This is a genomic window from Lacisediminihabitans sp. H27-G8 (assembly GCF_046156175.1).
Classification (GTDB): Bacteria; Actinomycetota; Actinomycetes; order Actinomycetales; family Microbacteriaceae; genus Lacisediminihabitans.
In genome coordinates this window covers 441,523-466,699 of record NZ_JAYLVL010000003.1, presented here as the reverse complement: position 1 = coordinate 466,699, position 25,177 = coordinate 441,523, and the positions used below count along the sequence as shown (strand labels likewise).

Below are 25,177 nucleotides of genomic sequence, written 5' to 3'. Positions count from 1 at the left end.
GAGCGGTCAGCCTGTGCGAGCGGTCAGCCCCACTGGGGTAAATTCGGCTGGTGGAATCAGACCTTCTTGCCGGTGAGCCGTTCCCCCTCGAGCGCGTGCTCTTCGTGCATGCGCATCCCGACGACGAGAGCATCACCACCGGCGGAACGATCGCCCTGCTGGTCGAGCGTGGATCGCAGGTGACCGTCGTCACCTGCACCCGGGGCGAGCTCGGCGAAGTCATCCCGGCGGACCTGCCCGGGCTCGAGGGTGACGGGCCGCGCCTCGCCGAGGTGCGCACTGCAGAATTGGCCGGGGCGATGACGGCCCTCGGGGTCTCCGATCACCGTTTCCTTGGGGAGCCCGGTGCTCGCTGGGTCGAACGTGAGCCGCGACGGTATACCGATTCCGGCATGCGCTGGGGGTCAGCCGGCGCAGAGCCGGCAGAGTCGCTCGCCGCTGACTCGTTCTGCGCCGCCGACTTCGGGGAGGTCGCCGCGGACCTCGCGACGGTCATCGATGCGGTGAAGCCGGGCGCGGTGATCAGCTACGACTCGAACGGCGGTTACGGTCATCCCGATCACGTGCGCGCCCACGCGGCGGCGCGTCATGCGGCCGAGGTCATGGGGGTGCCGTTCTGGATCGTGGACGCGGATGCCACGGACTCGGCCCTGCGCGTCGATGTCTCCACCGTGCTCGATCGCAAGACGGCGGCACTCGGCGCGCACCGCACCCAGATCGTGGTGGAGGGCGAGCGCTTCTCGCTGTCCAGCGGCCCCAGCCGGGCCATCGAGAGCGTTGAGGGCTTCACTCGTCTGCGCACCGAGGCTCCCGGCATGGTGGCATGGACGGACCAGGGCCTGTCGGTGAAGATCTTCGCCTGGGTCATCGCCGCCCTGGTCGGTGCGGCGCTCGGGGGGATCACCGTCGTCAATCACCAGTTCGCCCCCCAGATCTTCGGAATGACCGCACCGGTGGGCATCGTCGTCTCGCTGCTCATCATCGCCAGCCTGCTGGTCGGCCTGCGGATCGTCTTCTCCGGCCGAGTGGTGGCGGGATGCGCCGCGGCGGGGCTCCTGCTGGCCGTCGGCGTGCTCTCGGTGAGGTCGACCGGTGGGTCCGTTCTCGTCCCGGCGAACGCGGCCGGGTATGCCCTCACCTATGGATCACTCGCCATCGCCGGACTCGCGCTCGCGTGGCCGAATTTCGGCACGTTTTCGCGGGATAGGCTTGGATCAAGGCCTGAATCGAAAGGACCGAACCGACAGTGACTTACGTCATCGCCCTCCCGTGTGTGGATGTCAAAGACCGAGCGTGCATCGACGAATGTCCCGTCGACTGCATCTACGAGGGCGACCGCATGCTCTACATCCACCCCGATGAATGCGTCGACTGCGGTGCGTGCGAGCCGGTCTGCCCCGTCGAGGCCATCTATTACGAAGACGATGTGCCAGAGCAGTGGGCCGAGTACTACAAGGCCAACGTGGAGTTCTTCGACGAGGTCGGCTCGCCCGGTGGAGCGGCGAAGGTCGGCGTCATCCACAAGGACCACGCGATCATCAACGCGCTCCCGCCCCAGGGCCCCGCGGCCTGACGGTGGCGCTCAGCCTGCCGGACTGGCCCTGGGATGCTCTCGAGCCCTATGCGGCCCGGGCGAAGGCGCATCCGGAGGGGGTGATCGACCTGTCCGTCGGTTCGCCGGTGGACCCGACTCCCGCCCTGATCCGTGATTCGCTCTCCGCAGCGACCGATGCCCACTCCTACCCCCTCACCGCCGGAACGCCGGCGCTGCGGGAGGCGATCGTCGAATGGTTCGGTCGCCGTCGCGGTGTCGACGATCTCGGCGTGGCGAATGTGCTTCCGACGATCGGCTCGAAGGAGTTCATCGCCGGCCTCGCGCTCTGGCTCGGTCTCGGGCCCGATGACACCGTGGTGCAGCCCTCCCTCGCCTATCCCACCTATGCGGTCGGCGCCGCGCTGGTCGGGGCGACCGTCGTCTCGAGCGACGATCCGGCCGACTGGCCGGAGGGCACCCGCCTCATCTGGATCAACAGTCCGGGAAATCCGAATGGTCGCGTCCTGTCGGTCGACGAGCTGGCCGCCGCCGTCGCCCGGGCCCGGGAACTCGGAGCCGTCATCGCGAGCGACGAATGCTACGCGGAGCTCGGGTGGAGCGACGAATTCGACCGGGTCGCAACCCCGAGCATCCTCGATCCGCGGGTCATCGCGGGCGATCGCAGTTCGGTGCTGTGCGTCTATTCGCTGAGCAAGCAGTCCAACCTCGCCGGTTATCGGGCCGGTTTCGTGGCCGGATGCAGCACGCTCATCGGTCAGTTGCTCACCGTGCGCAAGCATCTCGGCACCCTTCCGCCCGCGCCGATCCAGGCCGCGATGGTCACCGCGCTCGGCGATGACCACCACGTGCGAGCCCAGAAGGCCCTCTATCGCGCGCGACGCGACCGGCTGAGGCCGGCCCTCGAGGCTGCCGGCTTCCGCATCGACGACAGCGAGGGTGGCCTGTACCTCTGGGCGACGGCGGGAGGCGACGCGTGGGCGGCGGTCGACCGGCTGGCCGGCCTCGGCATCCTCGTCGTGCCCGGCACCTTCTATGGTGCGGAGACCTCGCAGCACGTGCGCGTCGCGCTCACCGCGACAGACGCCGCCATCGATTCCGCGGTCGATCGGCTGGCCGCATCCGGAAATTAGCGCCTTCCTCCAAGCGGTCGATCGATTCCTTGGTGGATAGCGCTGTCGACGAGCGTACCGAGGGTGTGCGGTGGGGCAATTAGGCTGTAGTCGTGAATGCTGCCGCAAATGACCCTGCCGCCGACAAGGCCACCCTCCAGTTCCCGGGCGGCACCGCCGAGTTCCCCGTCGTGACGAGCGTCGATGGTGCCTCGGCCATCGACATCTCCACGTTCACCCGCCAGACGGGGTACACGACGCTCGACCAGGGCTTCGTCAACACCTCCGCCACGAAGAGCGCCATCACCTATATCGACGGCGACAAGGGCATCCTGCGCTACCGCGGCTACGCGATCGAGGATGTCGCGGCCAACTCCACGTACCTCGAGGTCGCCTGGCTGCTCATCTACGGGCAGTTGCCGTCCGCGTCCGAGCTCGAGGCTTTCGAGGACCGGGTTCGTCGCCATACCCTCCTTCACGAGGACCTCCGACGCTTCTTCGACGCGCTTCCCCACAACGCGCACCCGATGTCGGTGCTCTCGAGCGCGGTGTCTGCGCTCTCGACCTTCTACGAAGACTCGCTCAGCGTCCACGATCCGGAGCAGGTCGAGCTCTCGACCATCCGGCTGCTGGCCAAGCTGCCGATCATCGCGGCATATGCGCACAAGAAGGCGCTGGGTCAGGCATTCCTCTATCCGGATAACTCACTGAGCTTCACCGACAACTTCCTCAAGCTGAACTTCGGCAACATGGCCGAGCCGTACGAGGTGAACCCGGTCGTCTCCAAGGCCCTCGAGCGCCTGCTCATCCTGCATGAGGACCACGAGCAGAATGCATCCACCTCGACGGTGCGACTGGTCGGATCCACCGAGGCCAACATGTTCGCCTCGATCTCGGCCGGCATCAACGCCCTGTACGGGCCGCTTCACGGTGGCGCGAACGAGGCGGTGCTCAAGATGCTCGGCGAGATCAAGGAATCCGGCGAGTCGGTGGAGAAGTTCGTCGAGCGCGTCAAGAACAAGGAAGACGGCATCCGCCTGATGGGCTTCGGGCACCGGGTCTACAAGAACTTCGACCCGCGCGCCAGACTCGTGAAGGAGAGCGCCGACGAGGTGCTCGCCGCCCTCGGGGTGAAGGACGACCTGCTCGACATCGCCAAGGAGCTCGAGGCCGTCGCGCTGGCCGACGACTACTTCATCGAGCGCAAGCTCTACCCCAACGTGGACTTCTATACCGGCGTGATCTACAAGGCGATGGGATTCCCGCCGCGCATGTTCACCGTGCTGTTCGCGATCGGACGCCTCCCCGGTTGGATCGCCCACTGGCGGGAGATGAACAACGACCCATCCACGAAGATCGGGCGCCCGCAGCAGCTCTATGTCGGGGAGCCGCGCCGGGACTGGCCCGCGCGCTAGACGGGTCCGGCGTCGAACCCGGGCGTCTGCGGACACCCCGGGCCGACGTGCTTGCCCGTTCGGTCCGCGACGGCCCGCTTCCGAGCCTTCAGGCGTGTAGCGCGGCGTTCAGCTGGATGCCGCGACCACTGCGCGCGAGCACCTCGACAGCTCCGGTGACGGAGTTGCGTCGGAAGAGTAGTCCGGCCACGCCGGACAGCTCGACGGCCTTCACGGTGCGCGGGGAATCCCCGAGCACGGTGAGCTTCGTGCCCGCCGTGAGGTAGAGCCCGGCCTCGACGACCGAGTCGTCACCGATCGAGATGCCGATGCCGGAGTTCGCCCCGAGAAGCGCCCGCTCGCCGACCGTTACCCGCTCGGTGCCGCCGCCCGAGAGGGTGCCCATGATGGAGGCGCCACCGCCGACATCCGAACCGTCGCCGATCACGACGCCCTGCGAGACCCGGCCCTCGATCATGGATGACCCGAGCGTGCCGGCGTTGAAGTTGACGAAGCCCTCGTGCATCACCGTCGTGCCCGGCGCGAGGTGGGCTCCGAGACGCACGCGCGAGGCATCCGCGATCCGCACCCGGTCGGGCGAGACGTAGTCGGTGAGGCGGGGGAACTTGTCGATCGAGTGTGCGGAGATCCCGAGCCGCTGCAGAGTGAGGCGCTGGTCCGCGTAGTCGTGCGGATGCACCGGGCCGGCGTTCGTCCAGGCGACGATCGGCAGGTGGCCGAACAGTCCGTCGAGGTTGATGCTGTTCGGCTTCACCACCAGATGGCTGAGCAGGTGGAGGCGCAGGTAGGCGTCCGGCGTGGAGGCGGGGGGCGCATCCAGTTCGATCTGAACCATCACGAAGTCCACAGTGACGTTGCGGCGCGCGTCGCGGCCGACGACGGAGGCGAAGTCGGCGGGAGCGATGTGGGGATCACGCCCGGCCGGAAACGAACCGAGGGCCGGCGTGCGGAACCAGGTGTCGAGCACCGTGCCGTCGCCGGCGATGGTCGCGAGTCCGTAGCCCCAGGCTGCTCGATCAGTCATGGCTCAAGATTAGCGAGAGGGGGACTTATAAACTGACCGCATGCCCACCGCCGAATCGACACTGCCCGCGATCGACCTGGCGGCATCCTCGATCGAGATCACCCGGCAGCTCTGCGATATCGAATCGGTCTCGGGCGACGAACGCACCATCACCGATGCGATTGCGTCCGCGCTCGCCCCCTTCGAACATCTCGAGGTCACCCGGGACGGCGATGCGCTCGTCGCCCGCACGACCCACGGTCGCGCCCGGCGCGTGGTCATCGCCGGGCACACGGACACCGTCCCGCTCAACGGCAACCTGCCGACCCGATTCGAGACCGAGGACGGCACCGACTACCTCTGGGGTCGGGGAACCGTCGACATGAAGGCCGGGGTGGCGGTGCAACTCAAACTCGCCGCCGAGCTCGCGGATGCCGCGGTGGACCTCACCTGGATCTGGTACGACAACGAGGAGGTGGCCTCAGACCTCAACGGGCTCGGCCGACTCGCCGCCAACCGTCCCGAGCTGCTCGCCGCGGACTTCGCGATCCTCGGTGAGCCGACGAATTCCCTCATCGAGGGCGGCTGCAACGGCACGATGCGCGTCGAGCTGCGCACGACCGGCAGGCGGGCGCACTCCGCTCGGGCCTGGGTGGGGATCAACGCGATTCACGCCGCATCCGCGATCCTCGACATCCTCGCCGCCTACCAGCCTCGATCGATCGAGGTCGACGGCCTGGTCTACCGAGAGGGCCTCAATGCCGTGGCGATCAGCGGCGGAGTGGCGGGCAACGTGATCCCCGACGAATGCGTCGTCACGGTGAACTACCGATTCGCTCCCGACAAGGGCGCTGAAGAGGCAGAGGCCCACCTCCGCGAGGTCTTCGCCGGAGTCGACCTCGTGGTCACCGACTGCGCAGAGGGCGCTCGCCCCGGCCTCGATGCGCCCCTCGCCCAGCAGTTCCTCGCCGCTGTCGGCGGGGAAGCGAAACCGAAGTACGGGTGGACGGATGTCGCGCGCTTCTCCGCCCTCGGCATCCCGGCGGTCAACTACGGGCCGGGAGACCCGCTCCTCGCCCATGCGGACGATGAGCGCGTCGCTGTGCACCAGATCATGGAGTGCGAGCGGGGTCTGAGGGCGTGGCTCCAGCAGAGCTGACCGCCGGGCAGCGATCGACGTCACCCACTCTTCACGTGCGTTACCGCCTCACCCCGTGGTGGGTGAAGGTGGTCGTGGTGTGGGCGGCCTCACGACTGGTCAGCACGAGCCTGCTGCTGTACTTCGCGGCACGCCAAGCACCGAATCCCTGGTCGGGTGCGAATCCGGGCTACCTCCAGTTCGCGCAGTTCTGGGATAGCACCTGGTACCACATCGTCGCCGTCGGCGGCTATCCGGCGACGCTTCCGCTGACCACCTCGGGACACGTCGCGGAGAACGCCTGGGCCTTCCTGCCGGCGTATCCGATGCTGGTGCGGTTTGTGATGGTGGTGACCACACTGCCGTGGGAGCCGGTGTCGGTGGCCGTCTCTTTCGTCTTCTCGCTGCTCACGGCACTCATGATCTACCGGCTCTTCCTCCTGCGACTCCCCGCGGCCACCGCGCTCTTCGCCGTCGTGCTCTGGTGCGTCGCTCCGCTCTCGCCCATCCTGCAGGTCTCCTATGCGGAGTCGATGCACGCCTTCTTCCTCGCTCTCGCGCTCTACCTTCTGCTCGAACGCCGGTATGAGGTGCTCTTTCCCGTTGTGGCGATCATGTCGCTCACGCGGCCGAGTGGACTCGCGTTCGCGCTGGCGCTCGCGCTGCACTTCGGGTACCGATGGTTCACCCGCGCCCGCGATCCGTTCCCGGCCAGGGTGGGGATGCTCGCGGCCGGCCTCGTCGGGTTCGTGGCCTGGGCGGTCACGGGATCCCCCTCTGCCTACACCGACACCGAACTCGCCTGGCGGTCTGCGTATATCGGCTATATCGAGCTCCAGCCCTTCGCCCCGTGGGTGCAGGCGGCGCGATTCTGGGGCGACCTGTGGCATCTCGGCGTCGTCCCTCTCGTGGCCCTCGCGCTTCTCGTCGTCGGATTCGCCGCTGCACTGTTCATTCCCGCGGTGCGCCGACTCGGACCCGACCTCCGTTTCTGGTCGGCGAGCTACGCGCTATACCTCTTGGCAGTGTTCTTTCCGCAGTCGAGCACGTTCCGGTTGCTCGTGCCGATGTTCCCCCTGCTCGGGGCCATCGCCCAGCCTCGCTCCGTTCCCTACCGGGTCGCGCTCGTTGTCGCCTGTATCGTCGGCCAGTTCGCCTGGCTCTCGCTCTGTTGGTGGGCTGACGGCTACGACTGGACACCCCCGTAACGAGGCGGGGGGAGCCCCCGTTTTCGGGTTAACGCCCAGTTACGGGATAATGGGAAGTCATTCCACGAAAGGGGATCCATCATGGCAGCCATGAAGCCGAGGACCGGAGACGGACCAATGGAGGCTGTTAAGGAGGGTCGCCTCATCATCGTGCGCGTCCCGCTCGAAGGTGGGGGTCGCCTCGTCGTTTCGGTCAACGATGCCGAAGCGAAGGAACTGCACGACGCGCTAGCCGGGGTTGTCGCCGCGGCCAGCTAGGGCCGTTCGTTCCACCACCGACCGGGCTCTCTAGAGCTTGGTCAGTTGAAGCAGTCCGTCGCCGACCGGTGACAGCGCGCTGATCACGGCAGAGGATTCGGCGATCTCCGACAGGAGCGAGCGGAACCCGGTGACGGTGTCGTCGCGCTGCGCCGGATCGGCGACCCGGCCCCGCCAGAGAGCGTGCGCAACCAGAACGGTGCCGCCCGTGCGCACGAGCCGAAGGCCGTGCTCCACGTACTGGATCACTGACTGCGGGTCGGCGTCCACCAGCACGACGTCGTAGGACTGTTCGTTCATGCGCGGAAGCACGTCGATGGCGCGCCCGGCGATGAGCCGAACCCGGTTGCCGGGGACGCCAGCCTCGAGGAATGCCTTCTTTGCGGACTGCTGGTAGTCCAGTTCGAAGTCGATCGAGGTGAGTGTGGCTTCTGGAGCGCCGGACAGCAACCAGAGCCCACTGACGCCGACCCCGGTGCCGATCTCGATGATGTTGGTCGCCGCCGTGGCCGCCGCGATGACAGCGAGTTGCGCGCCCGTCGCCGGGCTCACCGGATCGATTCCCAGCTCGATCGAATGCTGTCTCGCCTGCGCAATGTGCTCGCGTTCGACGATGAAGTCCTCCGCGAACTTCCAGCTCGACTCTTTGTCTGCCAATTCTGCTCCTCGTTCACAGCCCAGCGTAAGGGAGGGTTTGGGGCTGGGAGCGTTAGTCTGAACGAGTGTTCGGCGGCCTGACTATCGATAAGTTCCTCGTGATCCTCGTGATCGCGGTCTTTCTGCTCGGCCCGGAGCGGATTCCGCACTATGCGGCCCAGCTGGGGCGCCTCGTGCGAAACGTGCGCGACATGGCGGATGGCGCGAAAGAGCGCCTGCGCGAGGAGATGGGCCCGGACTTCGACGACGTCGACTGGAAGAAGCTCGATCCGCGCCAATACGACCCGCGCCGCATCATCCGCGAGGCCCTTCTCGAGGACTCGGATGATCGGCCCGAAGTTCCCCTGACGATCGTGCAGCCGAACGGCGAATCCGCCTATGCGAAGCGCAAGCGGCTGATGGCCGAGAGCAGCACGGGCGGAACGGTCGTCGAGGCACCGTTCGACACGGAAGCCACCTGAAGCCACCTGAAGCCGACTGCGGGCCTCGCGCCCCACACCCGCGCACTCCTCAGGCGGCATCCCAGATCAGGCATCTAGGATCGCGCCATGAGTGATGTGAACGGTGCGGTTGTACTGGTGGTTGGAGCGTCCGGTGTGCTGGGTGCTGAGATAGCGCGACAGTTGGAATCGGAGGGCGCGACGGTGGTTCGTGCCGGGCGGAGTGCGGAGCGACTAAGCGGTCCCGATGCCTTTCTCGCCGATCTCACCGACGAGGCGGCAGCCGCTGCGATCGTCGCCGCCGCGCTCGGTGCGCACGGCCGGCTCGATGGCATGGTCATCGCCGCCGGGGTCGTGGCATTCGGCCCGGCGGGCGAAGTGCGCGATGACACCCTCCGGCAGCTCTTCGAGACCAACGCGCTCGCCCCGATGCGGCTCATCCGTGAGGCCACCCCCCACCTTGCGGCCTCGGCGGCCGCCGGCGGAAAGCCGTTCATCGTGACGCTGAGCGGCATCGTCGCGGAGTCTCCGACGGCCGGCCTCGCCGCCTACTCCGCCTCGAAGGCGGCTCTGGCGGCCTTCGTGCAGGCTTCGTCACGCGAACTGCGGCGATCCGGCATCCGGGTGCTCGATGCTCGGCCCGGCCATACCGAGACCGGCCTGGCCACTCGTGCCATCGCCGGCGCCGCCTCGGCATTTCCCGCGGGCCTCGATCCTGTGGCGGTCGCGGAACGGATCGTGCGAGCCATCCGTGACGACGAGAAGGACCTGCCGAGCACGGCCTTCTGACTCTCGGGGTGGGGGATCACCCCTGGTGCTGTGCGGCGACGCCGCTCGCGACCTCTTGGAGGGCGCGCACGACCAGGCGCACCGACGGTCGCTCGGCCCGGTCGGGGCGCATCAGCGCCGAGATCTGCCGGGTCGACCGGATGCCGGCGAGCGGGCGGGTGACGAGCCCGTTCTCATGATCGCGGGTGGTGAAGCGCGGCAGGATCGCGATGCCGTGCCCTGTCGCCACCAGGGCCTCGACGATGCCGTTGTCGAGGAATCGCTGCCCGATGGTCGCCGGAACGCCGGTGATGGCCTCCAGCTGGCGCAGGATGCGGTCGTAGGGGAAGCCGAGGGGCACACCGATCCAGGTGACGTCCACGAGGTCCTTTGCCGAGAGGCTCGCTTTGGCCGCGAGGGGATGCCCCTCCGGCAGCGCGATGTCCAGTGGCTCGTCCATGAGCTTCACGACGGTGAGCCCGCGTTCGCGCCAGGACGGCATCAGACCGGGGGCATCGGCGATGACGATGTCGAAGTCGGGGGTGAGATCGGCGAAGTCGGGATGCAGCGGATCCTGGTCGCTCGCGATGAGCGTGAGATCGGGGATCTCGGCAACCGCGTCGAGGAGCCCCGGCAGCAGCATCTGGCCGCCGGTCGGGAAGGTGGTGAGGGTGACCTCGCCGCGGGGGGAGAGAGTGAATTCCTTCCAGACCGCGTCGGCGCGCTCGAGGGCGATCGCGACATCAGTGGCGGTCTGGGCGAGCATCCGGCCGGCTCCGGTCAGCACGATGCCGCGCCCCGAGCGCTCGGTGAGGGGGAGGCCGGCCTCGCGTTCGAGCACTTTGAGCTGCTGCGAGACCGCCGAGACCGTGCGGTTGGTGGCCAGGGCGACGGCCGTGATGCTTCCCCGCTCGGCGAGTTCCCGGAGCAGCTCGAGGCGATGTACATCCATGTAGCCAGACTACACAGTCAGTCCATTTCTATTTGATTGTGCTTCAGAGAGAAGAGGTGTGGAATGGAGACAATCAATCATCCGCAGTTATAGCCCGAGGTCATCATGTACGCCGTCATCGTTCCCGCCGCCATCGCCGTTCTCTCCGTCTGGGGCATCGCCTCCGCCGTCGTCGTGAGCCTTCGCGACGGATACCGCCAGGCGCCGACCCGCCAGGTCTGAGCCGACGCAAGACCGGCGTTCCGTCGGCCGAGTAGCGAGCGCCAGCGAGCGTATCGAGACCCAGGGTCTCGATCCGGGAGCAGAGTGCGCTCCTCGACCACCGTGGGCGCTGAGCGCCCTACTCGACCACAGCGGCGAGTCAGCTGACGGTGAAGCCGAGCTTGCGCCCCGCGAGTCCACGGCCGCCGCGCGCGAGTTGGTCGGCCACCGACAGGATCGCCACGGATGCAGCGTCCATCGGGTCAGAGAGCACGATGGGCACCCCGGCGTCACCACCCTCGCGCAGCGAGATACTGAGCGGCACGGCGGCGAGCACGGGCACGGGATGCTCCTGCCCCGCTGACAGTCGTGCCGCGACATCCGCGCCGCCTCCCGAACCGAAGAGTTCGAGAACGCTGCCGTCGGGTTGAACGAGTCCCGACATGTTCTCGATGACTCCGATCACGCGCTGGCCGGTCTGGCGCGCGACGGTCGCACTGCGTTCGGCGACCTCTGCCGCGGCACCCTGGGGTGTGGTCACCACGATGACGTCGGCGTGAGGGAGCAACTGGCCGAGCGAGATCGCCACATCCCCGGTTCCCGGCGGAAGATCGAGGAGAAGAACGTCGAGGTCACCGAAATACACGTCGGTGAGGAATTGCTGGATCGTGCGGTGCAGCATCGGTCCGCGCCAGGACACCGCGGCATTGTCCTCGACGAACATGCCGATCGAGATCACCTTCACGCCGTAGTTGATCGGCGGCAGGATCATCTCTCCCACCTTCGTTGGCTTCGCCCCGGCGAGTCCGAGGATGCCCGGGATCGAGAACCCGAAGACATCTGCGTCCACGAGTCCGACAGCGAGTCCGCGCGCGGCGAGAGCGACGGCGAGGTTGGCGGTGATCGTCGACTTGCCCACCCCGCCCTTGCCGCTCGTGATGGCGATGATCCGGGTGAGCGTCTGCGGTCCGAACTGCAGCTCGCGCGACCTCCCACCCCGGAGCTTCTCCGTGAGAGCGGTGCGCTGCTCACGCGTCATGATGCTGACAAGCACCGTCACGGCGGTGACACCGTCGACGGATGCCGCGGCCTCTCGCACATCGCGTTCGATGGTGTCCGCGGCGGGACATCCGACGATCGTCAGTGTGAGCCCGACGGTGACGGCGCCATCGGGGCCGCTCGTGACGCCGCCGATCATGTCGAGTTCGGTGATCGGCTTGCGGATCTCGGGGTCGATCACCCGGGAGAGCGCGTCACGCACTCGTTCGTCGAGGCCGGTGGCGACGCTCAACCGGCGGCCCCGTCGGGCTTGCGTTCCTTCTCGAGCTCCTCGAGCAGTGCTCGAAGCTCGGCACGGATGAAGTCTTTCGAGGCGAGTTCTCGCACGGCCAGCCGCAACGAGACGACCTCGCGGGCGAGGTATTCCGTGTCCGCGAGATTGCGTTCGGCGCGCTGCCGGTCCTGTTCGAACTGCACCCGGTCACGGTCATCCTGGCGGTTCTGGGCCAACAGGATGAGCGGCGCGGCATACGAGGCCTGCAGCGACAGGATCAGCGTGAGCAGGGTGAAGTTCGTCTTGATCGGGTCGAACTGCGAGCCGGTCGGCGCGTAGCTGTTGAAGGCCAACCAGGCGACGACGAAGGCGGTCATTCCCACGAGGAAGTACGAGGTGCCCATGGCGCGGGCGAATCCCTCCGAGAATCGTCCTACCCGGTCGCGCCCACCCATGCGGGGCACGAATCGGTTGCGCAGGCCCTTCGGCGTATCGAGCGAATCAGAACGACGGGCCACTTGGCGACCTCCTTCCGGCAGAAGCGATTACGGGGATGGTGCTGGTGTCGGCATTCGCCGGCTCGGGGTCGTCGTCGTGACTTCGCCAGTCATCGGGCAGCAGGTAGTCGAGGACATCGTCAATGGTCACCACCCCGACCAATCGGTGGTTGTCATCGACAACGGGCAGCGAGACCAGGTTGTAGCTGGCGAGGGTCCTGGCGACCTCAGCGGCGGAGGCACTCGCCTTCACCGGCTCGAGTTTCTGGTCGAGCAGGGTGCCGAGCCGTTCCATCGGCGGGTAGCGCAGCATCCGCTGGAAGTGCACCATGCCGAGGAACCGGCCGGTCGGCGGCTCGTAGGGCGGGAGCGTCACGCACACCGCCGCGCCGAGTGCCGGTGCGAGCTCGTGGCGCCGGATGAGCGCAAGGCCCTCCGCGACCGTCGCGTCGGCCGACACGATGATCGGCTCCGGCGTCATGAGTCCGCCGGCGGTATCGGGTGCGTAGGCGAGCAGCATGCGCACGTCTTCGGCCTCTTCGGGCTGCATGAGGTCGAGGAGTACCTCGCCCCGCTCGTCGCTGAGCTGTGCGATGAGGTCGGCCGCGTCATCGGGCTGCATCTGGTCGAGCACATCGGCGGCGCGGTCGTCGTCGAGCTGGTTGAGGATGTCGACCTGCTCGCTCTCCGGCATCTCCTCGAGCACGTCCGCGAGGCGTTCGTCGCTCATCTCCTCAGCGACCTCCAGCATCCGCTGTTCCGGAAGGTCGAGCATCGCGTTGGCGAGGTCGGCGGGCAGGAGGTCTTCGTAGGTGGCGAGAAGTTGGGTGGCGGACTGCGCCTCCCCGGTGGAGCGCTCCCGCATCCCCGCCCAGGGGGAGAACACGGTCTGGCCCTTGGCGAAGGGGGACGAACTGGTCTTCGGCCGGCGCAGGAAGAGCTCGCTGACCGCCCACTCGCCCGGACCGCTTTCTTCGATCGCCACATCCTCGATCGTGGCGCTGCCCGATTTGTCGACGAGGGTCACCTCGCGGCCGAGCATCTCGGCGATCACGCGCACCTCACCGCCACGCTGTTCGAAGCGGCGCAGATTGATCAGTCCGGTGGTGATGACCTGGCCGGATCCGAAGCTCGTGACCCGCCCGATCGACAGGAATACCCGGCGCTTTCCGGGCACCTCCACGATGAGTCCGACGACCCGTGGCGGCTCCTTCTGGCGGTAGACGACGAGCACATCGCGAACTCGGCCCACCTTGTCGCCGGCGGGGTCGAAAACGGAGCACCCGGCAAGTCGGGCGACGAAGACTCTTGCGGCGCTCACAGGTCTAACTTAGACCTTCCGAATGGGGGGAGAGGATAATGGAGGCATGACCAACCAAAGCCCCCTCGCACCTCGTGGCCGTCTGATCCCGACCCTGCCTAAGGGCGACGTGCTCGGCACCTACGACACCTACTTCGAAGCCCAGGCCGTGGTCGATCGCCTGGCCAAGGCCGACTTTCCGGTGAAGCAGGTCTCCATCGTCGGCAGCGATTTGAAGACCGTCGAGCGGGTCACCGGCAAGCTCACCTACGGACGTGCCGCGGGCGCCGGAGCGGCGAGCGGCGCCTGGTTCGGCCTCTTCATCGGCGTGCTCTTCACCTTCGGTGGCACCGGCACTGTTCTGCAATACGTGATTGCGGCGATCATCATCGGCGCCGGTTTCGGAGCACTCTTCGGAATCGCCGCGACCGCCGTCACGCGCCGCACCCGTGACTTCACCTCCACCCACCAGGTGCTCGCGAGCCGTTACGAGATCGTCGTCGACCCCAACCTGCTCACGAAGGCCCAGGACGTGCTCTCGCGCACGTCCTGAGGGCTCGCCCCGCCTCACGCGGGCGAATGCGGTCCGGATGGGCCGGCCGGCCGGCCCGGACCGTCCGCAGTCGCCCGTCGTGGAGCAGACGCCGCACGGTCCGGCGAACTGCTCAGCGCAGCCAGGCCTCCACGTCATCCGCGGTGCGAGGGATGCCGACGGAAAGGTTCTCCGCGCCCGCTTCGGTGACGAGGATGTTGTCTTCGATGCGCACACCGATGCCGCGGAACTCCTCCGGCACGGTGAGGTCGTCGGGCTGGAAGTAGAGGCCCGGTTCGATGGTGAAGACCATTCCGGGCTCGAGCACGCCGTCGAGATAGAGGTCGCGACGGGCCTGGGCGCAATCGTGCACGTCCAGGCCGAGGTGGTGGGAGGTGCCGTGAACCATATAGCGCCGGTGGAACTGGTTCTCCGGCTTCATCGACTCCTCGGCGCTCACCGGCAGGAAACCCCACTCCGCCGTCTTCGCGGCGATGACCGCCATGGCCGTCGCGTGGATCTCACGGAAGCGGATTCCCGGGCGCACGATGACGAATGCGGCGTCGGCGGCCTCGAGCACGGCCTCGTAGACGAGCCGTTGGGTCTCTTCGAAGACGCCGTTCACCGGGAGTGTGCGGGTGATGTCGGCGGTGTACAGGCTGTCCAGTTCGATCCCGGCATCCATCAGGATCAGGTCGCCGGGCACGACCGGGCCGTCGTTGCGCGTCCAGTGCAGGATGCAGGCGTGCGGGCCAGAAGCGGCGATCGTGTCGTAGCCGACGGCATTGCCTTCGGCACGGGCACGGCGGTTGAAAGTGCCTTCCACGAGACGCTCACCCCGCTCGTGGGCGATGATCGCGTCACGATCCGCGATCACGTCGTCGAATCCCTTCTTCGTCGCCGCGACAGCCCGCCGCATCTGTTCGATCTCATAGGCGTCCTTCACCAGGCGGAGTTCGGAGAGGTCGCGGGCGAATTCGGTGTCCGCGTCATTCTCGAGGCTGTCGGCATCCGCCGCGAGGAGTCGACGACCATCGATCTGGTCGGTGAGGTCCCGATCGCCGTCGCGCAGGATGATGGTGCCGGAGTCGACGCTTTCCAGGACCCGGCCGAATTCGGCAAGGTCGGCGGTGAGGAGGCCGAGGTCCGTGGCGACGTGCGTGAGGGAGGGGCGCGGGCCGGTCCAGAATTCGCCGATCTCCGGGTTGGCGTAAAACTCGTCGGAGTCGCGTCCGGCCGCCTTTCGGAAATAGAGGGTCGCAGTGTGTCCCTCTTCCGTTGGCTCGAGCACGAGCACACTGCCCGCGACGGTGTCGCCAGCCCAGCCGGTGAGGTGGGAGAAGGCGGAGTGCGCGCGGTAGGCGTAGTCCGTGTCGTTCGAGCGCACCTTCGCCGCACCGGCGGGGATGATCAGCCGCTTTCCCGCATAGAGCGCCGAGACGCGGGCCCTGCGTGCCGCCGCCCACTCCGCCTGCTCGCGGGGGCTCGGTTCGGACTCGGTATGCTCGGCCCATTCGCTCGAGATGAACTGCTTGAAGGTGTCGGAGACCGGCACGGTCGAGCGGTTCGAGGTGGCGCGGGGCGCGGATACATTCTTGTCAGCCATGCATCCATTCTCCACCGCGGCCCCGGTCACCGCGACGAAGAGCGGCGAAAGCCCTGCGTCTCAGCTGGCCTGACGGTGAGGGTGGGTCCGAAGCCCGAACGGCCACAGGGGTTTCGGCGGAACCAGCGATTCACGACTCGCCGTCGAGCGCGCGACGTGTTCGAAGGACGAGACCGGCGCGGGCAACACCGACTCGTCGAGCACGATGGTCGCAGTGTCACGGTGCGTGTCGAGCGCCGTTTGCGACGTGTCGAAATTGTGGAGGACATCCTCGAAACTCTTCATTGCTGTGCCCCTGCCTGTGCCTTCGTCACCTCTGACCCGGCTTGCCCAATCCAAACAGAGACTGCACTGTCTTGTCTACGACTCGCCGCACTCCTTGACGCACTACGATCGAGCGAGTATGCACGCGCAGTGGCGCGCACTCAGGTTTGCTCAGACCCCGCAGGCCTGTTCGGGAGTGAATCCATGTCCATCGCCGTCCCCAGCCCGGTCTTCGCGGCCACACCACCCGCCGCAAGGGCTCCCGCTTTCGCCGATTCCCACGAGCGCATCATCGAGGCCGGCTACCGGCTGTTCTGCCGGCGAGCGATCCGGGATGTCGCGATGGACGAGGTGATCCTCGCCTCGGGAGTCGCGAAGGCAACGCTGTACCGACACTTCCCCACGAAGGACGAGCTCGTCCTCGCCATCCTGAAGCGCCGCGAGACCGACTGGACCTTCGGCATCGTCGACAGCGGCGCGCGATCCTTGAGCGACCAGCCGGAGGGCCGATTGCTTGCCATCTTCGACGTGTTCGATGGTTGGTTCCAGCGCGAAGACTACGAGGCCTGCACCTTCGTCAAAGTGATCCTGGAAATGGGAGCGGATCATCCGCTGGGCCGCGCGAGCTCCGCCCATCTCGCGACGGTGAGCAGCGTCGTGAGCGGGTTCGCCGCCGAAGCCGGGCTCGCCGAGCCAGAGGAGTTCGCCCGGTCGTGGCTCATCCTGATGAAGGGATGCATCGTGCAGGCGGCGGCGGGCGACCCGAGTGCCGCCCGTCGCGCCCGCGCCATGGGCGAACTGGTCATCGCGGCGAATCGGGCTGCCGCCTCGAACTAGACCGGGTGCCAGGCCGAGGTGGACTCGGGATCAGCGGGTCGGACGCAGCCTCACCACGATCGGTCGGTGGTCGCTTCCCGCCCGGTCGAGGTTCTCGACCACGTGCACGCCCACGATCGACCAGTTCGCGGTCGTCATCACATGGTCGATGGGTGCGCCGAGGAGGGCGGGAGCGAAGGTCGGCCAGGTGCCCACAGCAGCGGAGTGGGTGCGGAGGGCGGCATCCGTACACGCGCCGACGGTGGTGCCCGGTGCGGTGCCCAGGCCCGCGAGGTGATCGAGAGTGGAGTTGAAATCGCCGGCGATGATCACATTTCCGTCGGGGCATGCCCCCGCGATCCAGTGGAGGTCTGACCTCCAGTTCTCGAGCTCCGTCGGCTGCGGTGCCACCGGGTGAGCCGCGACGATTGTCGGACCGGATCCGCTGTCGGGCACCATCACGAGGCTCGGAAGGGTGCCTGTGGAGCCGGCGGATTCGTCGAGGTGGTAGGCCCCGAGAGCGGTGCTGATGAGCACCGAGGTCGAGCGCGATTTGGAGATGTGCCCGTGCGCCACGGTATGGGACACCATCGGGATTCCCGCCGCGGTCATCAGCACGGCGACAGCGGTCGCCGTCTGCTCGGTGGTTTCGGGGAGGGAGACGATATCCGCATCCGACTCGATGGCGAGCTGCGCGATCACCGCGGCACCCGGCGCGCCGCCGAGAGTATTCCACGAGACCACGGTGACGTCGGCACCGGCCCGGGCGGGCAGGGCGCCGCCTCCGAAGCCACGGCTGGAGAGCACAGCGGCGTTGAGAAGCACGAAGACAAGGGCGAGCGCCGAAAGCGACAGACCCAGCCGTCGAAAACGCGGGTTGGCGGCGGCGAGAACCAGCAGGAAGAGGAGGATGACAACGCCGCCCGCGGCTCCGGCCGCGCGGAACGAGACGAGCTGCGTGACTCCGGGGGCCCGTTGAAGCGAGAAGAGCTGAGGCCAGCCGAGGAGGAGCACCGCGGCTGCCCCCACGATGAGGAGCAGGGCAGCGAGCAGGCGGCGGAACATCGTGACCAACCCTAACGGGAATAGAGTTGCAGGATGCCCGGATTGATCGACCTGCACACCCACAGCAGCGTCTCCGACGGCACAGAGACGCCGACAGAGCTCGTGCGGGCCGCGGTGGCTGCCGGCCTCGCCACTGTGGCGATCACGGACCACGACTCGACCGCGGGATGGCAGGAGGCCTTCGCCGCGGCATCCGGAACCGGCCTGACCGTGATCCCGGGCATGGAGTTGAGCACGAACTACGGCCCGGCGAGCGTGCACATGCTCGCCTACCTCTTCGATCCGACGGACAAAACGGTGATCGCGGAGACCGCGCGGATCCGGGATGGACGCATGCACCGTGCCGAGCGCATCGTCGAGCGCATCGCCGTCGACTACGACATCACCTGGGCCGATGTGCTCGCCCAGTCGGTGGACGGCGGAACGCTCGGGCGGCCGCACATCGCCGACGCCCTCGTGGCGAAGGGTCTCGTGAGCGACCGCAGCGCCGCTTTCGAGAGCATCCTGCACTGGCGCAGCGGCTACTACGAGAAGTACTACGCCCCCTCTCCGCTCGAGGGCGTTCGCATGATCGTCGCGGCCGGGGGAGTGCCGGTGCTCGCGCACCCGGCCACGCACGGACGCTACCGGGTGATCGAGGAGCGCGCGATCGCGGAGCTCGTGGCGGCGGGCCTCGTTGGGCTTGAGATCCACCACCGGGACAACACCGAAGACGGCAAGGTGCGCCTCTACGAGCTCGCCACGAAGTACGACCTGGTGGTCACCGGCTCGAGCGACTATCACGGCGAGGGCAAGCCCAACCGTCTCGCCGAGAACACCACGGAGCCGGAGGCGCTTGAGCGAATCGTGGCAGCCGGTTCGGGCTCGGCGCCCTACCGAGGCTGATCGGGCTGATCGGTCTCCAGCACCCAGGCACCCGTCAGCACGATGTTGTCCATCAGGAGCAGCAGTTGCGGCTCGATGCCCACATGCGGGCTGGAGAAGCTCAACAGGCAGAGGCCGCGCAGGTCGGGGAACTGCAGCCAGTAGTCGACGTGGAGCAGCGGGGTCTCGGTCGCCCCGAGCTCGGCCGCTCCGGCGCCGACGCGCGAGTGGCGGATGAACGGGCCGGCGAGTGTCTCGGCCCCTACGAGCACCCCTGCTCCGAGCGTGGACCGCAGTCTTTCTGCCATTCGGTCCAGGTGGCTCACATCACCGATCGCCGGACCGAGGGAATGCCAGTACATCGCCACGTTGATGGCGAGGGCCGCAGTCTCGTTGCGCTGAAGCAGGTAAGCGAGAAAGCGTCCGCTCGCCGATGCCGCCCGCGCGCAGCTCTCCCTCAGCCAGCGCTCCAATTCGGCCCGGAGCACCGGCGAGGGGGCGAGGGCGGAGAGTTGCTGGCGCACCAGCAGCGACACCTGTTCGTCGCGTGCCGCGGCATCCTCGAGCTCGATCACGAACCACTCTCTCGACAACGCGATGTCGAGGCCGACCACAGTCGAATTTCGGGGGTCGAGGGGCAGGGCCGCCTCCTCGAGGCCTCCGCCGGGGGTGGACGCCACCCAGGCGACGTCGTCGTCGCCCGGTCGTGGCCGGAGGGAGGCGAGCACGTCGTCGGCGATGGCCATCATCGGGTGCGGACCGGCCGGATCGAACACCACGCGCTCGATCACGGCCCGGTACTGCTCGAGGAATGGCACAAGCGACGAGCCGCGCTGAAGGGCGAACTCGCGGTCTTCGTTGTCGCCGAGGTAGGCGGCGAGTGCCGCAGTAGACGAGAACAGGCAGAGCTCGTAGGGCGTGGCTCCCTCCGGATGCTCGGACTCGAAGACGCGCACCTGCAGCTCACCGCCCGCACCGCGCAGCTGCGGCACCACCACGTAGTCGTGCCGAAGCGCCTGGCCGATCGCCGCGACATCCGTCGCCTTGAGCGCGGCCGCGAGGGCGGCCGAGCCGACCTCGCTCGTGCGGTCGACCAGGATGCCGTCGTCCACCGGGTCGCTCATGCGGTATCGCCTCTTTCGCGTCGGGATGCTTCGAAAGACTCCTGCATACGTCGGGCGGATGCGAGGTCGGCCGCGCCCTCGAACTCCCCGACCTGGGTGAATGCTCGCGGTGGGGTGCCCTTGTCCGCGGACGACACGTCGAGGGTCGGCTGCACTGAATACAGCAGGATGCTAGCCCACCAGCCCGTGGGCAGTTCGGCCTGGGCGAGCGCTCGCACGTAGTAGTAGCCGGGCTCGACCTCGCCGCCCGCTTCATCCACTCGAGCCCAGGCCGGGCCCGTTGTGATGGGGCTGGCGAGGTGTAACAGCGCCACTCCGGAGCCGTTCGCTCGACCGTAGAGCCCGAGCGTGCCGGGGAACTCCAGGTCGCGAACGAGGGCCCTCATCGCACCCTCAGCGGGGTGTCGGAGAGCACAGTGATGCCCTTGCTCGGGCCGAAGGCGCCAGGAATTATGTACTCCGGCGCTCCACCGGGTTGGCCGTTCAGGGGCAGCGCGTGCCGGGTGACGACGACATTGTCGACGCTGTCGACCCGGGCCACGATCAGGTTCTCGCCGGAGTTGACGTCGGGGAGTCCGAGGGAGGAGCGGGGATTTCGCATCTGTGAGGGGGACAGCGTGCTGTAGGAGGCCCCCTCCGGAAGGGCCCCGTTTCCGTGGAGCCGGTAGACGGAATCGCCTGGCTTGAGGTCGGAGACCGGCTTGGCCCACAGGCCTTCGGAATCGGAGAGCTCCGAGGGCTTCAGCCGGATGGCCTGGCGCACGGTGAGCTTCTCCGCCTGCCCGGCCGCGATCTCCACCCCCGCCTTCGCGTTGATCCGTGCGGCGCTCGCCACGTTTCCGACCACCCGTGCGGCCGCACCCATGCCCACGACGGCCAGCACGGCTCCCGCGATGCTGATGATCGCCTCCGTCCAGGAGCGATCGCCGGTGGCAGCGAGCACGATGTTGCCGATCGCATTGACGACCGCGGCGATCCCGGCCACGAGCAGGAATACCGCGGCGAGGGCCTGGCCGATCACAGGAATCCAGCACACCAGCAGCGCGAGCACCCCCGCTATCGAGGAGACCCAGCCCGCGACGTCCGTGATCACGGACAGCAGGTCCTTGCCCCAGTCGTCCCACCAGCTGTCCTTGAGGCCGTCGTGCTTCGTGATGGCGTGGATGTCGTCGATGGCCGCCTGCGCCGCCCGGTCGCGCGCCGCCATGGCCTCGTGCGCCCGGCCCTGCGCGTTCGCGAGGTGGGCGTGGGCACCCGCGGCATCCGAGTCGAGGTCCTCGGCGAGGTTCGTGTAGGTGAGGGCCCGTTGCGGGTCGTGTTCGTCCGCCGCGAGTCGAAGGTAGTGCTGCTTGTCGTTCGAGGCCGAATCGGCGGCCGACCGGGCCGACTGGGCGAGGCTGAGTGCCTCCATGGATTCCCGTTGGGCTGCCTCGAGTGCCGGGGCGTACCGGCTGAGGGCATCCCCGGTCGCCCGGTAACGCGCCTCGGCTTTGCCGATATTGTCGGCTACTTTTCCGGATGTCTCGATGAGCGCGTCGATGGACTGCGACACCACGGCCGAGCCGAGGTCGAGCGTGCGCAGCTTGCGTTCGGAGTCTTTGATCGCGTCGGCGACCGCGAGATAGTCGCGCCCGCCGGAGAGCACGATCCCGGGCTCACCGGGTACCGGATCCGATCCGAGGTCGAGCGCGCTCCAGTCCGACGGCCTCATCGAGCGGCCGCCCGGCTGGCCGGCGCCGAGGGGGTATCCGTCAGCGCGTTTCCGAGCTGTTGGTCGGTCTGCTCGAAGGCGTCGGCGATCGCGATCGACGTCTTCGACAGGGTATTGATGTCGTCGACCATGGCCTCGCGGGTGTCGTCCCACTCGTGGGCGAAATCCTTCACCGCATCTTCGAGACCCGAGTGGCCCACCGCCGCCGCTATGCGGTCGCTGCGGGTATTCGCCTCACGGAACTCACGGGAGATCGACGCGAGGTGGGTTCCGAGATCGCGAACATCCGCGGGATTGAGGCTGAGGTCGGCCATGGGAGTCCTTTCCGATCGGCTCGCTCCAGAAGAATACGGGCTGGCGGCGAACCGGTCGATGGAAAGGACTACCCATGTTCTGGGGCCCGGTGCTCAGGCGCCGGTGCTCAGGAGGCGGGAGGCGTGTTTCCCGCACCGCCACGACGAGAACGGGTGCGACGACGACGCGTCGGCGAGGTTCCGTCGTGGGTTCCGCCGCCCTCGGCGCTCTCGCGCACGACGTCGGTCGATCCTTCGCGCGGGGGACGTCCGCCCGTTGCGCCAGCGGGACGACCAGAGTTGCGCCCGGTGCCGCCGTGGTCGCCAGAGCGGCCACCACGATCGCCCGAGCGGCTGCGGTCACCGTTGCTGTCCCGGCCGCCGCCCGAGCGACCACCGCGGTCGCTGTCGGCCGGACGCGGCTCGCGTGCCCGAACGGGACCGGCGGACGCGAGGCGCCCCTTGGTACCTTCCGGGATGTCGAGGTCGGTGAAGAGGTGCGGCGAGGAGGAATAGGTCTCGACCGGCTCAGGCTGGCCCATGTCGAGCGCCTTGTTGATCGCGGCCCACTTGTGCATGTCGTCCCAGTCGACGAAGGTGACGGCGATGCCGGTCTTTCCCGCGCGACCGGTGCGGCCGGCACGGTGCAGGTAGGTGTCGTCGTCGTCCGGGATCGTGTGGTTGATCACGTGTGTCACGTCATTGACATCGATACCGCGAGCCGCGACATCGGTGGCGATCAGGATGTCCTTCTTGCCGGCCTTGAACGCGGCCATGGCGCGCTCACGCTGCTCCTGGTTGAGGTCGCCATGCACGGCGGCGGCGTTGAAGCCGCGGTCGTTGAGTTCTTCGACGAGCTTGGCTGCGGCGCGCTTCGTGCGGGTGAAGACAACGGTCTTGCCGCGTCCCTCGGCCTGCAGGATACGGGCGATGACCTCGTCCTTGTCCATCGAGTGGGCGCGGTAGACGACGTGCTTGATATTGGCCTGCGTGCGCCCCTCGTCGGGGTCGGTCGCGCGGATGTGGATGGGCCGGTTCATGAAGCGACGCGCGAGGGCGACGATCGGGCCGGGCATCGTGGCGGAGAAGAGCATGGTGTGGCGGGTCGGGCTGGTCTGGGCGAAGAGCTTCTCGATGTCGGAGAGGAAGCCGAGGTCGAGCATCTTGTCGGCCTCGTCGAGCACCATCACCTTGACGTCCTTGAGCGACAGCATCCGCTGGCTTGCGAGATCGAGAAGGCGACCGGGGGTTCCGACGACGACCTGGGCGCCGGCCTTGAGCTGCTCCACCTGGCCCTCGTAGGCCTTGCCGCCGTAGATGGCGGCGACCTGGGTGCCGCGGTTGGATGCGGCGAGCACGAGGTCTTCGGCCACCTGCACACACAGCTCACGGGTCGGCACGACGACGAGCGCCTTGACGCCGGGCTCGGGGTTCAGGCCGAGCGACTGGAGAAGGGGGAGACCGAAGCCGAGAGTCTTGCCTGTTCCGGTCTTGGCCTGTCCGATGATGTCCTGGCCGGCGAGCCCCATGGGGATCGTCTGAACCTGGATCGGGAAGGGCGAGATGATGCCCTTGGTGGCGAGAGCGTCGACCATGTCCTGGTCGATATTGAGATCTGAAAATGTAGTGATGATGATGCCCTGTCTAAAAAGCGGCTACGCCCGCTTTGACCTGGGGCGTGCTGAGCCTCCACCAGAAATGGGAGGCATTACCACCAGTTTAGCCGCCTGTCGCCCCGGGAGCGCTTTCGCGGCGGTCGGCGGCCTGTCGCGGATAGGCTGTGCCCGTGGTCTCCTTGTTTTCTCGACGTCCCCGGCGCACTGATGCTCCCCGCCTCAAACCGCGGCGCGAGCCCGTCGCGCAGGTCGACCGCGTCGATCTCGCCGAACTGACTCCCGAGCTTCTCCCGTATCTCGGGCAAGCCGCCTATGTGCAGCTCGCCCTCTTCGAGACTCTCAGCCGCGCGGTGAGTGTCGCGCCGACCGCAGCCTCCAAGGTCGCGGTCAGCCGCGTGGCGGCCCTTGCGCTGGCGAAACATCACGGCCTCGCGGCGGAGATCAAGAGACTCGGACACGAGCCGGGCCCAGCAATGGCCCCCTTCGCTGCCCGGATCGACGAGTACGCCCACACGACGCTCGGGGCCGACTGGTACGAAATGCTTGTGACGGCCTATCTCACCGCCGGCCTGCTCGGTGACTTCCAGGTGCAGCTCGCGGCCGGGCTCTCCGCCGACGCCCGGGCACGGATCATCCCGCTGCTCTCCGGAGACGACGGGCACGCGATGCTCGTCGACGAGCTGCGGTCGGCCATCGATGCCAACCCGAAGCTCGCGTCCCGGCTGGCCATGTGGGGACGGCGTCTCGTGGGAGACACCCTGCTCATCGCCCGGTCGTCGCTCACGAACATCGGTCACACGCAGCGCGATGAAGCCCGACTCGAGCCGGCTTTCACCGAGTTGATCGCGTCACACACGCGACGAATGGATGCCCTCGGCCTGACCGCCTGAGTCGGCGGTCACTGCCCTCAGGCGCGGCTGAGAGTGGAGAGCAGCTCCGCGTCTTGTGCCGTGCGCTGGCGCCCGAGGAACACGCTCGCCAGAATGGCGACGACTCCCGCTGCGACGAGGCTGACCACCCAGATCCATCCGCCGTCGAATTTCCAGCCCACCCAGGTGAGGGCGGCCCAGACCACGGCTGCAACGATCGCGCCGATCGCCGGAACGAGGAGTGCGCCGTGCGTGTCGCGCTTCGGCACACCGTAGCGCGCAGCGAGGCCGAGGATGGCCCCGCCGAGCGTCACGAACAGCAGTTCCATCGGTCAGGCCACGAAACCGACGCGACGGGACTCTTCCGAACCGATCTCCAGGTAGCCGAAGGTCGCAAGGGGCACGACGTAGACGTTGCCCTTCTGGTCGACGAGCTTGAAGAATTTCGCGTCTGAGGCGAGGGCCGCGGTGACGATGCCTTCTACATCCGCCGCCGACTGCGACGATTCGAGGTTGATCTCACGGGGGCTGTTGGTGATGCCGATTCGTATGTCCACGTGCACAGATTACGACAGTTGGCGTGGCTCGAATCTCCCCGTTCTCTTTGGGCGCAACGAAGCGACGGTACTGGCGCGGTGATGTC

At 67.6% G+C, this 25,177-nt stretch carries 29 protein-coding genes; 13 read left to right on the top strand and 16 right to left on the bottom strand.

The annotated features are described in order from the left end of the window. Positions 1-50: 50 nt before the first annotated feature. The 4 genes from VLI63_RS11560 to VLI63_RS11545 all read left to right on the top strand — a co-directional run bounded on the left by VLI63_RS11560 (position 51) and on the right by VLI63_RS11545 (position 4,079). Positions 51-1,250, top strand: coding sequence for a PIG-L family deacetylase (locus VLI63_RS11560; protein ID WP_409156998.1), 1,200 nt, complete (start codon positions 51-53; stop codon positions 1,248-1,250). Next, entirely contained in the window at positions 1,247-1,573 is a 327-nt protein-coding gene (fdxA, locus tag VLI63_RS11555; RefSeq protein ID WP_185201321.1) for a ferredoxin, read from the top strand. Before VLI63_RS11560 ends, fdxA begins: the two co-directional genes overlap by 4 nt. Before the next feature lie 2 nt (positions 1,574-1,575). Further along, positions 1,576-2,685, top strand: a complete 1,110-nt coding sequence (dapC, locus tag VLI63_RS11550) for a succinyldiaminopimelate transaminase (RefSeq protein WP_409156997.1) — start codon at positions 1,576-1,578, stop codon at positions 2,683-2,685. 92 nt (positions 2,686-2,777) lie between these two features. Then, positions 2,778-4,079 (top strand): citrate synthase, encoded by a 1,302-nt coding sequence (locus VLI63_RS11545; RefSeq protein ID WP_409156996.1) that lies wholly within the window; start codon positions 2,778-2,780, stop codon positions 4,077-4,079. An 88-nt stretch (positions 4,080-4,167) separates the two neighbouring features. Here the strand turns inward: VLI63_RS11545 and dapD are convergent, their stop codons facing one another. Next, positions 4,168-5,103: a 2,3,4,5-tetrahydropyridine-2,6-dicarboxylate N-succinyltransferase gene (gene dapD, locus VLI63_RS11540; RefSeq protein WP_409156995.1), complete on the bottom strand. Its 936-nt coding sequence runs from the start codon at positions 5,101-5,103 to the stop codon at positions 4,168-4,170. A 40-nt stretch (positions 5,104-5,143) separates the two neighbouring features. Here dapD and dapE point away from each other — a divergent pair, with 40 nt between their 5' ends. The 3 genes from dapE to VLI63_RS11525 all read left to right on the top strand — a co-directional run bounded on the left by dapE (position 5,144) and on the right by VLI63_RS11525 (position 7,686). After that, entirely contained in the window at positions 5,144-6,241 is a 1,098-nt protein-coding gene (gene dapE, locus VLI63_RS11535) for a succinyl-diaminopimelate desuccinylase (RefSeq protein WP_409156994.1), read from the top strand. Between the two features lie 35 nt (positions 6,242-6,276). Further along, positions 6,277-7,428, top strand: coding sequence for a hypothetical protein (locus tag VLI63_RS11530; protein ID WP_409156993.1), 1,152 nt, complete (start codon positions 6,277-6,279; stop codon positions 7,426-7,428). An 81-nt stretch (positions 7,429-7,509) separates the two neighbouring features. Further along, positions 7,510-7,686 (top strand): DUF3117 domain-containing protein, encoded by a 177-nt coding sequence (locus VLI63_RS11525; RefSeq protein ID WP_165063777.1) that lies wholly within the window; start codon positions 7,510-7,512, stop codon positions 7,684-7,686. 30 nt (positions 7,687-7,716) lie between these two features. Here the strand turns inward: VLI63_RS11525 and VLI63_RS11520 are convergent, their stop codons facing one another. Continuing rightward, positions 7,717-8,343, bottom strand: a complete 627-nt coding sequence (locus VLI63_RS11520; RefSeq protein WP_409156992.1) for an O-methyltransferase — start codon at positions 8,341-8,343, stop codon at positions 7,717-7,719. 65 nt (positions 8,344-8,408) lie between these two features. Between VLI63_RS11520 and VLI63_RS11515 the strand changes: the two genes are divergently transcribed. Together VLI63_RS11515 and VLI63_RS11510 are read left to right on the top strand one after the other, a co-directional pair. Next, a complete protein-coding gene (locus VLI63_RS11515) occupies positions 8,409-8,804 on the top strand; it encodes a twin-arginine translocase TatA/TatE family subunit (protein WP_409156991.1) in 396 nt (131 codons plus the stop codon). A gap of 87 nt (positions 8,805-8,891) precedes the next feature. Continuing rightward, the gene (locus VLI63_RS11510; protein WP_409156990.1) at positions 8,892-9,572 is read left to right on the top strand and encodes an SDR family NAD(P)-dependent oxidoreductase; all 681 of its coding nucleotides are present in this window, start codon (positions 8,892-8,894) and stop codon (positions 9,570-9,572) included. Between the two features lie 16 nt (positions 9,573-9,588). On the opposite strand, the gene VLI63_RS11505 is transcribed toward VLI63_RS11510, so the two are convergent. The 4 genes from VLI63_RS11505 to VLI63_RS11490 all read right to left on the bottom strand — a co-directional run bounded on the left by VLI63_RS11505 (position 9,589) and on the right by VLI63_RS11490 (position 13,795). After that, a complete protein-coding gene (locus VLI63_RS11505) occupies positions 9,589-10,503 on the bottom strand; it encodes a LysR family transcriptional regulator (RefSeq protein WP_409156989.1) in 915 nt (304 codons plus the stop codon). Between the two features lie 361 nt (positions 10,504-10,864). Next, complete coding sequence (locus VLI63_RS11500; RefSeq protein ID WP_409156988.1) at positions 10,865-11,995, bottom strand: Mrp/NBP35 family ATP-binding protein; 1,131 nt, start codon at positions 11,993-11,995, stop codon at positions 10,865-10,867. Then, complete coding sequence (locus tag VLI63_RS11495; protein ID WP_185201311.1) at positions 11,992-12,495, bottom strand: DUF1003 domain-containing protein; 504 nt, start codon at positions 12,493-12,495, stop codon at positions 11,992-11,994. Before VLI63_RS11495 ends, VLI63_RS11500 begins: the two co-directional genes overlap by 4 nt. Then, positions 12,479-13,795 carry a magnesium transporter MgtE N-terminal domain-containing protein gene (locus VLI63_RS11490; RefSeq protein ID WP_409156987.1) on the bottom strand — a complete coding sequence of 439 codons (1,317 nt, stop codon included), beginning with the start codon at positions 13,793-13,795 and terminating at the stop codon, positions 12,479-12,481. The genes VLI63_RS11495 and VLI63_RS11490 overlap by 17 nt, the downstream gene beginning before the upstream one ends. A 46-nt stretch (positions 13,796-13,841) precedes the next feature. On the opposite strand from VLI63_RS11490, the gene VLI63_RS11485 reads away from it, so the two are divergent. Next, a complete protein-coding gene (locus VLI63_RS11485) occupies positions 13,842-14,327 on the top strand; it encodes a general stress protein (RefSeq protein WP_185201309.1) in 486 nt (161 codons plus the stop codon). 112 nt (positions 14,328-14,439) lie between these two features. On the opposite strand, the gene VLI63_RS11480 is transcribed toward VLI63_RS11485, so the two are convergent. Together VLI63_RS11480 and VLI63_RS11475 are read right to left on the bottom strand one after the other, a co-directional pair. Next, positions 14,440-15,912, bottom strand: a complete 1,473-nt coding sequence (locus VLI63_RS11480; protein WP_409156986.1) for an aminopeptidase P family protein — start codon at positions 15,910-15,912, stop codon at positions 14,440-14,442. 60 nt (positions 15,913-15,972) lie between these two features. Next, positions 15,973-16,197, bottom strand: coding sequence for a hypothetical protein (locus VLI63_RS11475; RefSeq protein WP_409156985.1), 225 nt, complete (start codon positions 16,195-16,197; stop codon positions 15,973-15,975). A gap of 183 nt (positions 16,198-16,380) precedes the next feature. Here VLI63_RS11475 and VLI63_RS11470 point away from each other — a divergent pair, with 183 nt between their 5' ends. Next, positions 16,381-17,013, top strand: coding sequence for a TetR/AcrR family transcriptional regulator (locus tag VLI63_RS11470; RefSeq protein ID WP_409156984.1), 633 nt, complete (start codon positions 16,381-16,383; stop codon positions 17,011-17,013). Between the two features lie 30 nt (positions 17,014-17,043). On the opposite strand, the gene VLI63_RS11465 is transcribed toward VLI63_RS11470, so the two are convergent. Beyond that, entirely contained in the window at positions 17,044-18,057 is a 1,014-nt protein-coding gene (locus VLI63_RS11465; RefSeq protein ID WP_409156983.1) for an endonuclease/exonuclease/phosphatase family protein, read from the bottom strand. A gap of 33 nt (positions 18,058-18,090) precedes the next feature. On the opposite strand from VLI63_RS11465, the gene VLI63_RS11460 reads away from it, so the two are divergent. Continuing rightward, the gene (locus VLI63_RS11460) at positions 18,091-18,942 is read left to right on the top strand and encodes a PHP domain-containing protein (protein WP_409156982.1); all 852 of its coding nucleotides are present in this window, start codon (positions 18,091-18,093) and stop codon (positions 18,940-18,942) included. Here the strand turns inward: VLI63_RS11460 and VLI63_RS11455 are convergent. The 5 genes from VLI63_RS11455 to VLI63_RS11435 all read right to left on the bottom strand — a co-directional run bounded on the left by VLI63_RS11455 (position 18,930) and on the right by VLI63_RS11435 (position 23,644). Next, positions 18,930-20,045, bottom strand: coding sequence for a hypothetical protein (locus VLI63_RS11455; RefSeq protein WP_409156981.1), 1,116 nt, complete (start codon positions 20,043-20,045; stop codon positions 18,930-18,932). The genes VLI63_RS11460 and VLI63_RS11455 overlap by 13 nt on opposite strands. Beyond that, positions 20,042-20,431, bottom strand: a complete 390-nt coding sequence (locus VLI63_RS11450; RefSeq protein ID WP_409156980.1) for a hypothetical protein — start codon at positions 20,429-20,431, stop codon at positions 20,042-20,044. Before VLI63_RS11450 ends, VLI63_RS11455 begins: the two co-directional genes overlap by 4 nt. Next, positions 20,428-21,756 (bottom strand): hypothetical protein, encoded by a 1,329-nt coding sequence (locus VLI63_RS11445; protein ID WP_409156979.1) that lies wholly within the window; start codon positions 21,754-21,756, stop codon positions 20,428-20,430. The genes VLI63_RS11450 and VLI63_RS11445 overlap by 4 nt, the downstream gene beginning before the upstream one ends. Beyond that, positions 21,753-22,070, bottom strand: a complete 318-nt coding sequence (locus VLI63_RS11440; RefSeq protein WP_409156978.1) for a hypothetical protein — start codon at positions 22,068-22,070, stop codon at positions 21,753-21,755. Before VLI63_RS11440 ends, VLI63_RS11445 begins: the two co-directional genes overlap by 4 nt. 107 nt (positions 22,071-22,177) lie before the next feature. After that, positions 22,178-23,644, bottom strand: a complete 1,467-nt coding sequence (locus tag VLI63_RS11435) for a DEAD/DEAH box helicase (protein WP_409156977.1) — start codon at positions 23,642-23,644, stop codon at positions 22,178-22,180. A gap of 191 nt (positions 23,645-23,835) precedes the next feature. Between VLI63_RS11435 and VLI63_RS11430 the strand changes: the two genes are divergently transcribed. Then, a complete protein-coding gene (locus VLI63_RS11430; protein WP_409156976.1) occupies positions 23,836-24,555 on the top strand; it encodes a ferritin-like fold-containing protein in 720 nt (239 codons plus the stop codon). A 17-nt stretch (positions 24,556-24,572) separates the two neighbouring features. Here VLI63_RS11430 and VLI63_RS11425 read toward each other — a convergent pair whose 3' ends face one another. Beyond that, positions 24,573-24,863: a hypothetical protein gene (locus VLI63_RS11425; RefSeq protein ID WP_409156975.1), complete on the bottom strand. Its 291-nt coding sequence runs from the start codon at positions 24,861-24,863 to the stop codon at positions 24,573-24,575. 3 nt (positions 24,864-24,866) lie between these two features. Continuing rightward, on the bottom strand, positions 24,867-25,091 hold the full coding sequence (locus VLI63_RS11420) for a DUF3107 domain-containing protein (RefSeq protein ID WP_409156974.1): 225 nt from the start codon (positions 25,089-25,091) through the stop codon (positions 24,867-24,869). Positions 25,092-25,177: the final 86 nt, after the last annotated feature.